General features: G+C 65.9%; 1 protein-coding gene. It reads right to left on the bottom strand.

The window, feature by feature from the left end:
• Position 1: 1 nt before the first annotated feature.
• Positions 2 to 2,779 (bottom strand): type VII secretion protein EccCb (gene eccCb, locus ACZ4TR_RS49350; protein ID WP_465296159.1); only part of this gene is annotated, 2,778 nt, incomplete at its 5' end.

Below are 2,779 nucleotides of genomic sequence, written 5' to 3'. Positions count from 1 at the left end.
CTCAGTCGGGCTGGATCCACGACACCTGGATCAGCTGCTTACCGTTCTTACGAGTCAGCAGATTCCCCCGCCCCGGCGGCATCGCACTGGCCTTGATGTTCCCCACCAGCGCACCCTCATCCCGCGACCCGTTCATCACCATGCCCGGCGCCGCGATCTCCTTCAACTTCCCGATGATCGGGTCATACATCGCCTTCGACGCACCACCCGTCCGCCGCACCACCACCAGATGCAAACCCACATCCTTGGCCTGAGGCAGGAAATCGGAGATCTTCCGCAACGGATTGTTCGACGACGTCGCCACCAAGTCGTAGTCATCGACCAGGATGAACAACTCCGGGCCCTTCCACCACGACCGCGTCTTCAACTGCTCCTGCGTCACATCCGGACCCGGCAACCGCCGCGTCATCGAATTGAACACATCACCGACCATGCTCTCCAACTGCGCCGCCGACACCGCATACCCCAACAACGAATCACCCTGCACGAACCCCAGCATCGTGCGCCGGTAGTCCACCAGCAGAATCAACGCTTCCTTCGCGGTGAACCGCTCCGAAATCCCCCGCGCGATCTGCCGCAACAGGTTCGTCTTCCCCGACTCCCCATCAGCGAAGGCATAAAAATGCGGCTCGGCGTTGAAGTCCAGATAAATCGGCTGCAGATCCTCCTCGTTGACCCCGATCGGGATCAGCTTCGAATCCCGCTGCCCATCCAGCTGCAGCACGTCCTCGTAGGTGATCATGTCCGGCAGCAGACGCACCTGCGGCGCCACCCGGCCCCGCCACGCACCCTTGATCTTGCCCACCGCATCCGCCACCCCCGAAGCGATCGTCTCCGGATCACTCGACCCGTCGATCCGCGGCAACCCACCCAGCATGTGCAGCTTCTCCCGGGTCAACCCACGACCCGGACGGCCGGACGGGATGTTCACCGCCACCCGCCGGTCGATGTCGGACTCCGTCGGATCACCCAGACGCAGCTCGAACCTCGTGCCGATCATGTCCTTGATCGCCGGGCGGATGTCCGCCCACCGGTTCGCCGCGATCACCACGTGCACCCCGTAGGACAACCCCTGCGTCGCCAACCGGGTGATCGTGCCTTCCAGCTCCTCGAAGTCATCCCGCAACGCCCGCCAGTTGTCCACGATCAGGAACGCATCCCCGAACGGATCCTGATCCGCCCGGATCTCACCCCGCCGTTTACGGTTGCGGAACTCGGTCATCGAGTCGATCCCCATCGCCCCGAACCGGCCCTCCCGCTCCGTCAACAACGTGGTCAGCTCGGCCACGATCCGCCGCGCCTTGTCCGGCTCCCGCCGCGCCACCGCCACCCCACCCACATGCGGCAGATCCGCCAACCCGGCCAGGGTGCCACCACCGAGGTCCAGGCAGTAGAACTGCGCCTCCTCCGGGGTGTGGGTCAACGCCATCGACATGACCAACGTCCGCAGCATCGTCGACTTCCCCGACTGCGGACCACCCACGATCACCCCGTGCCCCGCCGCACCCGAAAAATCCGCCCACAACGGGTCACGGCGCTGCTCATACGGCCGGTCGATGATCCCCAACGGCACCTGCAACCGCCCATTGCCGAAAAACCCCACCGGCGACAGACCCCGATCATCGGTCGGGTTCAAGTTCGGCAGCAACGTGTCCAGGGAGTTCGGGTCTTTCAGCGGCGGCAGCCACACCTCGTGCGCCGGCGGGCCCTGCCCGATCAACCGCGACACGATCACATCCAGCTCGGACGGTTCGACCGCCTCCTCCGGCTGCTGCGGCGCCGCCACCACCGGCGCCGCCTCGCTCGGCTCCGGCTCCGGCTCCTTCGGCAACTCCACGAAGTCCGGGACGAACAACTGCGGCCGCTTGTCCGCCCGCACCACCGTCGCCGCCGGACCCGCCGCCTGGATCCCCGCCGGGCGGTAGGGGCCCGAAACATAGGAGGCCTTGAACCGCACCAACGTCGAGGTGTCGTACTTCAAATACCCGCCACCGGGGACCGAGGGCAGCTCGAACGCGTCCGGCACCCCGATCGCCGCGCGGGACTCCGCCGCCGAGAACGTCTTGAGGCCGATGCGGTAGGACAGGTGCGAGTCCAGACCGCGCAGCTTGCCCTCCTCCAGACGCTGGGAGGCCAGCAGCATGTGCATCTGCAGCGACCGGCCCAGCCGGCCGATCGCGACGAACAAATCGATGAAGTCCGGCTTCGCCGCCAGCAACTCCGAAAACTCGTCACAGACGATGAACAACGCCGGCAGCGGGTCGAGATCGGCGCCGTTCTCCCGGGCCTTCTCGTACTCCCAGACGTTTTTGAAGTTGCCGCCGTTCTTGAGCGCTTCCTGCCGGCGGTTCATCTCCCCCGCCAGCGCGTCCTTCATCCGGTCCACCAGCGTGACCTCATCAGCGAGGTTGGTGATCACCGCCGACACGTGCGGGGCCTTGTCCAACCCCAGGAACGTCGCGCCACCCTTGAAGTCCACCAACACGAAATTCAACGTGGACGACGAGTGCGTGGCCAGCATCCCCAGCACCAGCGTCCGCAGGAACTCCGACTTGCCGGAACCGGTCGCGCCGATGCACAACCCGTGCGGACCCATACCCTCCGCGGCGGCTTCCTTGATGTCCAGCTCGACGGGCTGGCCGTATTCGCCGACACCGAACGGCACCCGGTAACGGTCACGAATCGGACGCGGCCGCCACGCCTGCTGCACATCGAAAGTCATCGGGTCACCCGGGATACCGAGCAGCTCCAGCAGCGACGGGTTCGACAGCAGCGGCTC

The organism is Amycolatopsis sp. NPDC028719 (assembly GCF_055565395.1).
This window is presented reverse-complemented; position numbering and strand designations above follow the sequence as displayed.